Here is an 8,639-nt window from a genome sequence, read left to right on the forward strand (position 1 = left end):
TTTTCCAGCCATGCAGCGACCTGTTCACGGAATCCGGAGGTATTGCGTGCAGAGACGGTATCGGAAAGGCGGTCAAGGAACGCGGAAAAGGTGTTGGCGTGCTCTTCATGTTCAAAAGCATGCCATATCTGTGATACATCAGATTGTTTGTTTTCCGGGAACCATGCTGTCACGGCATCAGCCAGGGGGCGATGGAGTGTATTCTGTTGTCCGTCACTCATGGAGAAGTAAATCCGTGGGCCGTGGTAGTCCGGCGAAGAGGTTAATCTTTGCAGGGCTTGCAGAGTGCGAGTCGACAATGGATTGTTATAAATATTAACATCTGCATAAATGTGCAGATTCATGATACTGTCTGGCAATGTGTTCAGCTGATTGTTAGGGATATATAGTGATTGCAGACGTTGTGGAAGTTCGGGCAGTCTGTGTAGTTGGTTTTCCCCAACGTTTAAAAGCCTCAGATTTTGAGGAAGGGGCGGTAGCTCTTGTAATCTGTTATCAAAAGCACTTAGTTCCTGTAGTTCACATGGTAATTCTGGTAAGGCAGTAAGCTGGTTGTTGCCAACAGAAAGTTTTTGTAGAGCCGGGGGAAGATCAGGTAGCGTCTCCAGGCTATTGAGAAGGGCTGAGAGTGACTGCAAGGAAGATGGAAGAGAAGGTAAACATGTTAAAACTCTGTTAAGTGAAACATCAAGAGCGACCAGGTGAGGCGGAAGAGCCGGGAGCCTGCTCAGTCTGTTATCGCTGGCTTTAAGTACAGTTAAGGACGGAGGGAGTTCTGGCAGAGAGCGTAGCTCATTGCTAGAGATGTTAAGTTCTTGTATGTGCGGGGGCAGGTATGGGAGAGAGCGTAATCTGAGTAAACTTAAATTGAGGGCTGGCTCTTGAAAAGCCAGACATATTTTCAGTAATCGAACTGCCTGTGTTCGGTCTTCTGTTGCAGCACCTTCCTTGGCCCAGTTATCCCAGATGCGGTGATAATCCGTGATATTTTGCTCTTCTGCGGATAAACGGGATATACATCCTAAACCACAAAAGGAGCGGAAAAAAGAAGGATTGTGGGCAGGTTTCATTTATTATTGATCCTCATTGTTTATATATTAATATGTTCGTGCAAATGGAGTGAGGATTCTTTAAAAAAACGCTCCTGTAAATAGTTAAGAACAGGAAGAACTGTTGGGGATGTGGCTGGCCGAAAATGAAGGGGTGAAGTTCTGGCTCAATGTGCTGACTGAACTGAAAAAACGCGGTTGGTCGCCCTACCTTTTCATCAAGCCAGTAGTCTGCCCACCACTGCATCATTTCTCTGCGCTTATCGAGATACTGAGCATGGTTGTAAATTCAACTAACCCAGTGCGTTGACAAAAAATTAGCGCAAGAAGACAAAAAATCACCTTGCGCTAATGCTCTGTATCAGGTCACTAATACCAGCTAAGTAGTTGATTCATAGTGACTGCATATGTTGTGCTTTGTCGCATTTTGTAGTCTATTATTTAATCTGCAACAACGATAATACAATGAATTTTAATTGGTTTTTGTGATTTTGTCCTTCTTCTGACATGGAAGGACACCCGATGGATACCCAACGATTCCAATCCCAATTTCATTGGCATTTATCGTTTAAATTTTCTGGCGCGATAGCAGCGTGCTTGTCTCTGTCTCTTGTGGGAACAGGGCTTGCTAATGCTGATGATTCGCTTCCTTCCAGTAACTATGCGCCGCCCGCCGGGGGAACATTCTTTTTGCTTGCTGACAGCAGTTTTAGCAGCAGTGAAGAGGCGAAAGTGCGACTGGAAGCGCCGGGGCGTGATTATCGGCGCTATCAGATGGAAGAGTACGGCGGCGTGGACGTTCGCCTGTATCGTATTCCTGACCCGATGGCATTTTTGCGCCAGCAGAAAAACCTGCATCGCATTGTGGTGCAACCGCAATATCTGGGCGACGGGCTGAACAATACGCTGACCTGGCTGTGGGATAACTGGTACGGCAAATCTCGCCGCGTAATGCAGCGTACTTTCTCTTCTCAGTCACGGCAGAATGTGACTCAGGCATTACCCGAATTACATCTCGGCAATGCCATTATTAAACCTTCCCGTTATGTACAGAACAACCAGTTTTCCCCGCTGAAAAAATATCCCTTGGTGGAACAGTTCCGTTATCCACTATGGCAGGCTAAACCGGTCGAGCCGCAGCAAGGGGTAAAACTGGAAGGCGCATCCAGCAATTTCATCTCGCCGCAGCCGGGTAACATTTATATTCCTCTCGGCCAACAAGAGCCGGGACTGTACCTCGTCGAGGCGATGGTTGGTGGGTATCGGGCGACGACGGTGGTGTTTGTTTCCGATACCGTGGCTCTTAGCAAAGTGTCAGGCAACGAGCTTCTGGTGTGGACCGCGGGTAAAAAACAGGGTGAAGCGAAGCCCGGCTCAGAGATCTTGTGGACTGACGGTCTTGGCGTGATGACCCGCGGTGTGACCGATGACAGCGGTACCTTGCAGTTACAACATATATCGCCAGAACGTTCATACATTCTGGGTAAGGATGCTGAAGGCGGCGTTTTTGTCTCCGAGAACTTCTTCTACGAAAGCGAAATCTACAACACCCGCTTGTATATTTTTACCGATCGCCCGCTATATCGCGCAGGCGATCGTGTCGATGTTAAAGTGATGGGCCGCGAGTTCCACGATCCGTTGCATTCATCCCCCATCGTCAGCGCCCCGGCGAAGCTTTCGGTGCTGGACGCTAACGGCAGTCTGTTGCAAACCGTCGATGTCACGCTGGATGCGCGCAATGGCGGGCAGGGAAGTTTCCGCCTGCCAGAAAATGCCGTTGCCGGAGGTTATGAGTTACGTCTTGCTTACCGCAATCAGGTCTATAGCAGCAGTTTTCGCGTGGCAAACTACATCAAGCCACATTTCGAGATTGGTTTAGCTCTCGACAAAAAAGAGTTCAAAACTGGCGAAGCGGTCAGCGGCAAACTGCAACTGCTCTACCCGGATGGCGAGCCGGTAAAAAATGCCCGCGTGCAGTTAAGTTTGCGCGCTCAGCAATTATCAATGGTCGGTAACGATTTGCGTTATGCCGGACGTTTCCCCGTGTCGCTGGAAGGCAGCGAAACGGTGTCCGACGCCAGCGGTCATGTGGCGTTAAATCTCCCCGCCGCCGATAAACCGAGCCGTTATTTGTTAACCGTCTCCGCCAGTGACGGCGCGGCGTATCGTGTCACCACCACCAAAGAGATCCTCATTGAACGCGGTCTGGCGCATTACTCATTAAGTACTGCCGCACAATACAGTAATAGCGGCGAGTCGGTTGTGTTCCGTTATGCCGCGCTGGAATCTTCAAAACAGGTTCCTGTTACGTATGAATGGTTGCGTCTCGAAGACCGCACGAGCCATAGCGGAGAGCTACCGTCAGGCGGCAAATCCTTTACCGTCAATTTCGCTAAACCTGGCAACTACAATCTGACATTACGCGATAAAGACGGCTTAATTCTCGCTGGGTTAAGTTATGCCGTCAGCGGTAAGGGCAGCACGGCGCATACGGGTACGGTAGATATCGTGGCGGATAAAACGCTGTACCAGCCAGGCGAAACCGCGAAGATGCTGATTACCTTTCCGGAGCCAATTGATGAAGCATTATTGACGCTGGAACGCGATCGCGTGGAACAGCAGTCGCTGCTTTCGCATCCGGCAAACTGGCTAACGCTACAACGTTTAAACGATACCCAGTATGAAGCCCGGGTTCCAGTGAGCAATTCCTTTGCGCCTAACATCACTTTTTCGGTGCTGTATACCCGTAATGGTCAGTACAGTTTTCAGAACGCCGGGATCAAAGTTGCCGTTCCTCAGCTTGATATCCGGGTGAAAACGGACAAAACCCATTACCAGCCTGGTGAACTGGTCAATGTCGAATTAACCTCGTCGCTGAAAGGTAAACCTGTTTCTGCACAGCTAACGGTAGGCGTGGTCGATGAAATGATCTACGCGCTGCAACCAGAAATCGCGCCGAATATCGGCAAATTTTTCTATCCGCTGGGGCGTAACAATGTGCGTACCAGCTCCAGTCTGTCGTTTATCAGCTACGACCAGGCGCTCTCCAGCGAGCCGGTTGCGCCTGGCGCAACTAACCGCAGCGAGCGGCGAGTAAAAATGCTTGAACGTCCACGGCGTGAAGAGGTGGATACCGCGGCATGGATGCCGTCACTCACAACCGATAAACAAGGCAAAGCGTATTTCACGTTCCTGATGCCTGATTCGTTAACCCGCTGGCGTATCACCGCGCGTGGGATGAACGGCGACGGGCTGGTCGGGCAGGGGCGTGCTTATCTGCGTTCGGAAAAAAATCTCTACATGAAGTGGAGTATGCCAATGGTGTATCGCGTGGGCGACAAACCGGCGGCAGGACTGTTTATCTTCAGTCAGCAGGATAACGAACCGGTGGCGCTGGTGACTAAATTTGCAGGCGCTGAGATGCGCCAGACGCTGACGCTGCACAAAGGGGCGAATTATATTTCGCTGGCGCAGAATATTCAGCAATCTGGCTTGTTAAGTGCAGAACTGCAACAAAATGGGCAAGTGCAGGACAGCATTAGCACAAAACTGTCTTTTGTGGACAACAGCAGGCCCGTTGAACAGCAGAAAAATGTCATGCTCGGCGGTGGCGAGAACGCGCTGATGTTGCCCGAGCAGGCGAGTAATATCCGGCTACAAAGTAGTGAAACGCCGCAGGAGATTTTCCGCAACAATCTTGATGCGTTAGTCGATGAACCGTGGGGTGGGGTGATCAACACCGGTAGCCGTCTGATCCCGCTCAGTCTCGCCTGGCGTTCGCTTGCCGCTCATCAAAGTGCCGCCGCTAACGACATTCGTCAGATGATTCAGGATAACCGTCTGCGGCTGATGCAACTGGCGGGGCCCGGAGCGCGCTTTACCTGGTGGGGTGAAGATGGCAATGGTGACGCCTTCCTTACGGCATGGGCATGGTACGCCGACTGGCAGGCCAGCTAGGCGCTCGGCGTAACGCAACAACCGGAATACTGGCAGCATATGCTCGACAGTTATGCCGAGCAGGCGGATAACATGCCGTTATTGCATCGGGCGCTGGTGCTGGCGTGGGCACAGGAGATGAATCTGCCGTGCAAAACGTTGTTGAAAGGGTTGGATGAAGCTATCGCCCGGCGCGGAACTAAAGATGAAGATTTCTCTGAGGAAGACATCCGCGATATCAATGACAGCCTGATCCTCGATACACCGGAATCTCCACTGGCAGATGCGGTGGCAAACGTCTTAACCATGACGTTGCTGAAAAAAGCGCAGTTGAAGTCCACGGTGATGCCACAGGTTCAGCAATATGCGTGGGATAAAGCGGCAAACAGCAATCAGCCGCTGGCGCACACGGTTGTGCTGCTCAATAGCGGTGGTGACGCTACCCAGACGGCCGCTATTTTAAGTGGTTTGACCGCTGAGCAATCCACTATTGAGCGCGCGCTGGCCATGAACTGGCTGGCGAAATATATGGCGACAATGCCTCCAGTTGTTTTGCCTGCGCCTGCGGGCGCATGGGCTAAACATAAGTTAACTGGAGGGGGCGAATACTGGCGTTGGGTTGGTCAGGGCGTGCCGGACAATCTCTCTTTTGGTGACGAATTATCGCCGCAAAATGTGCAGGTCCGCTGGCGTGAGCCGGCAAAAATGGCTCAACAAAGTAACATTCCGGTGACCGTTGAACGCCAGTTGTATCGGCTTATCCCTGGTGAAGAAGAGATGAGCTTTATTCTGCAACCGGTGACCAGCAATGAGATTGACAGCGATGCGCTGTATCTCGATGAAATCACGCTTACCAGCGAGCAGGATGCAGTTCTGCGCTACGGTCAGGTGGAAGTACCGCTGCCACCGGGAGCCGACGTTGAGCGCACAACATGGGGCATTTCGGTCAATAAACCCAACGCCGCGAAACAGCAGGGGCAATTGCTGGAAAAAGCGCGAAATGAAATGGGCGAACTGGCCTATATGGTGCCGGTGAAAGAACTGACGGGAACGGTCACTTTCCGCCATTTGCTGCGCTTCTCGCAAAAAGGGCAATTCGTTCTGCCTCCTGCTCGTTATGTGCGTTCCTATGCACCTGCACAGCAAAGTGTTGCGGCAGGGAGTGAATGGACCGGGATGCAGGTGAAATAAGTGAACTGGCGCAGAATCGTCTGGCTATTGGCGTTGGTTACTCAGCCAACGCTTGCGGAGGAGACGCCGTTACAACTGGCACTGCGTGGTGCGCAGCACGATCAACTGTATCAGCTGTCGTCATCAGGCGTGACCACAGTCTCAGCATTACCTGACTCGCTCACCACGCCGTTAGGGAGTTTGTGGAAACTGTATGTTTACGCCTGGCTGGAGGATACCCATCAACCGGAGCAGCCCTATCAGTGTCGCGGAAACTCCCCGGAAGAGGTTTATTGTTGTCAGGCTGGGGAGAGCATAACGCGCGATACCGCGCTGGTACGTTCCTGTGGGCTCTATTTTGCGCCGCAGCGGTTGCATATTGGCGCAGATGTGTGGGGGCAATACTGGCAACAGCGTCAGGCGCCTGCGTGGTTAGCGTCTCTTACTACGCTGAAGCCAGAAACCTCGGTAACGGTTAAATCGCTGCTTGATTCATTAGCGACGTTACCTGCGCAAAACAAAGCTCAGGAAGTCTTACTGGATGTGGTGCTGGACGAGGCGAAAATCGGTGTCGCATCCATGCTCGGTAGTCGGGTACGGGTGAAAACCTGGAGCTGGTTTGCCGATGATAAACAGGAAATCCGTCAGGGTGGTTTTGCCGGCTGGTTAACCGATGGTACACCGCTGTGGGTTACTGGCAGTGGCACCAGCAAAACGGTACTAACCCGTTATGCGACGGTGCTTAATCGGGTTTTGCCAGTGCCGACGCAGGTTGCCAGTGGGCAATGTGTAGAGGTGGAGCTGTTTGCCCGCTATCCGCTGAAGAAAATCACAGCGGAAAAGAGTACGACGGCAGTAAAACCCGGCGTACTTAATGGGCGCTATCGTGTGACGTTTACTAATGGTAACCACATTACGTTTGTCAGCCACGGTGAGACGACCTTACTGAGCGAAAAGGGCAAACTGAAATTGCAGTCGCATCTCGATCGTGAAGAGTACGTTGCCAGAGTTCTGGATCGCGAGGCGAAAAGTACGCCCCCTGAGGCAGCGAAAGCCATGACCGTGGCGATTCGCACTTTTTACAGCAAAACGCCAATCGGGAAGGCGATTGCCTGACCATCCCCGACAGCAGCGCCACGCAGCGTGTTTCTGCTTCGCCAGCGACCACGGGGGCGCGAACGATGACCGCCTGGACGCAGGATCTCATCTATGCAGGCGATCCGGTTCATTATCATGGCAGTCGAGCTACCGAAGGGACACTTTCCTGGCGGCAAGCCACGGCCCAGGCGGGGCAGGGAGAGCGTTACGACCAGATACTCGCGTTTGCTTATCCCGACAACAGCCTTAGCCGCTGGGGAGCGCCACGCTCAACCTGCCAGTTATTACCCAAAGCGAAAGCCTGGCTGGCGAAAAAAATGCCGCAGTGGCGGCGTATATTACAAGGCGAGACGGGGTACAACGAACCAGACGTGTTTGCGGTCTGTCGTTTAGTCTCAGGTTTCCCCTATACCGATCGGCAGCAGAAACGGCTGTTTATTCGTAACTTCTTTACGCTTCAGGATCGGCTGGATTTAACCCATGAGTATCTGCACCTGGCCTTTGATGGTTATCCCACCGGGCTTGATGAGAACTATATCGAAACGCTGACCCGACAATTATTAATGGACTAATGCTATGCGAAAGATTTTTCTTCCGTTGTTACTGGTGGCACTTTCGCCTGTCGCTCACAGTGAAGGTGTGCAGGAAGTCGAGATTGACGCACCGCTCTCTGGCTGGCATCCGGCAGAGGGCGAAGATGCCAGTTTTTCACAATCGATCAATTACCCGGCGTCGTCCGTCAACATGGCAGATGATCAAAATATCTCAGCGCAGATCCGCGGCAAAATAAAGAATTATGCTGCGGCGGGTAAAATTCAGCAGGGCCGGCTGGTGGTCAACGGTGCCAGTATGCCGCAGAGAGTTGAATCCGATGGTTCATTTGCACGCCCTTATATTTTCACTGAAGGCAGCAACAGCGTGCAGGTCATCAGCCCGGATGGGCAAAGCCGACAAAAAATGCAGTTTTACTCAACGCCGGGTACAGGAACGATTCGTGCACGTTTACGGCTGGTTCTCTCGTGGGATACGGACAATACCGATCTCGATCTCCATGTTGTCACGCCCGATGGCGAACACGCCTGGTACGGTAACACTGTGCTGAAAAACAGTGGTGCACTGGATATGGATGTCACGACGGGGTACGGACCCGAGATTTTCGCCATGCCAGCGCCAGTTCACGGACGCTATCAGGTGTATATGAAGTGGTCAACAAAAACTGGCCACCGAGTTAGAGTTTTTCCAGTATCGATTTTCCGATTCGTTTGGGGGTAACCCACCGTTATATTTGTGCGGTCTTAGTGCGCTGTAATATCCAACGATATAGTCCGTTATGGCGTGAGCTGCCTCGCTGAAGCTTACGTAACCCACCACCGGCATCCATTCGTT

At 52.0% G+C, this 8,639-nt stretch carries 2 protein-coding genes and 6 pseudogenes; 5 read left to right on the forward strand and 3 right to left on the reverse strand.

Annotation, left to right across the window (positions count from 1 at the left end; genetic code table 11):
- A partial coding sequence (locus tag BGK49_RS05205) for a leucine-rich repeat domain-containing protein (RefSeq protein ID WP_094188675.1) occupies window positions 1-1,070 on the reverse strand: 1,070 nt, incomplete at its 3' end.
- A 91-nt stretch (window positions 1,071-1,161) separates the two neighbouring features.
- On the opposite strand from BGK49_RS05205, the pseudogene BGK49_RS29055 reads away from it, so the two are divergent.
- Window positions 1,162-1,248: pseudogene (locus BGK49_RS29055) on the forward strand (transposase); the annotation flags it as partial.
- Window positions 1,249-1,257: 9 nt separating this feature from the next.
- Here BGK49_RS29055 and BGK49_RS30855 read toward each other — a convergent pair.
- Window positions 1,258-1,338, reverse strand: a pseudogene (locus BGK49_RS30855) (hypothetical protein); the annotation flags it as partial.
- 210 nt (window positions 1,339-1,548) lie between these two features.
- Here BGK49_RS30855 and BGK49_RS25440 point away from each other — a divergent pair.
- From BGK49_RS25440 to BGK49_RS05225, 4 genes and pseudogenes are all read left to right on the forward strand, one after another.
- Window positions 1,549-1,638: pseudogene (locus BGK49_RS25440) on the forward strand (DUF1175 family protein); the annotation flags it as partial.
- A 23-nt stretch (window positions 1,639-1,661) separates the two neighbouring features.
- Window positions 1,662-6,176: pseudogene (locus BGK49_RS05215) on the forward strand (alpha-2-macroglobulin family protein).
- Window positions 6,177-7,825: pseudogene (locus tag BGK49_RS05220) on the forward strand (YfaQ family protein).
- A gap of 4 nt (window positions 7,826-7,829) precedes the next feature.
- A complete protein-coding gene (locus tag BGK49_RS05225; protein WP_001225840.1) occupies window positions 7,830-8,525 on the forward strand; it encodes a YfaP family protein in 696 nt (231 codons plus the stop codon).
- Here BGK49_RS05225 and BGK49_RS25445 read toward each other — a convergent pair.
- Window positions 8,460-8,639 (reverse strand): annotated as a pseudogene (locus tag BGK49_RS25445) (IS3 family transposase); the annotation flags it as partial. The gene BGK49_RS05225 and the pseudogene BGK49_RS25445 sit on opposite strands and share 66 nt — an antisense overlap.

The sequence above is a fragment of the Shigella sp. FC1544 genome (assembly GCF_001722145.1).
Taxonomy (GTDB): Bacteria; Pseudomonadota; Gammaproteobacteria; order Enterobacterales; family Enterobacteriaceae; genus Escherichia; species Escherichia coli.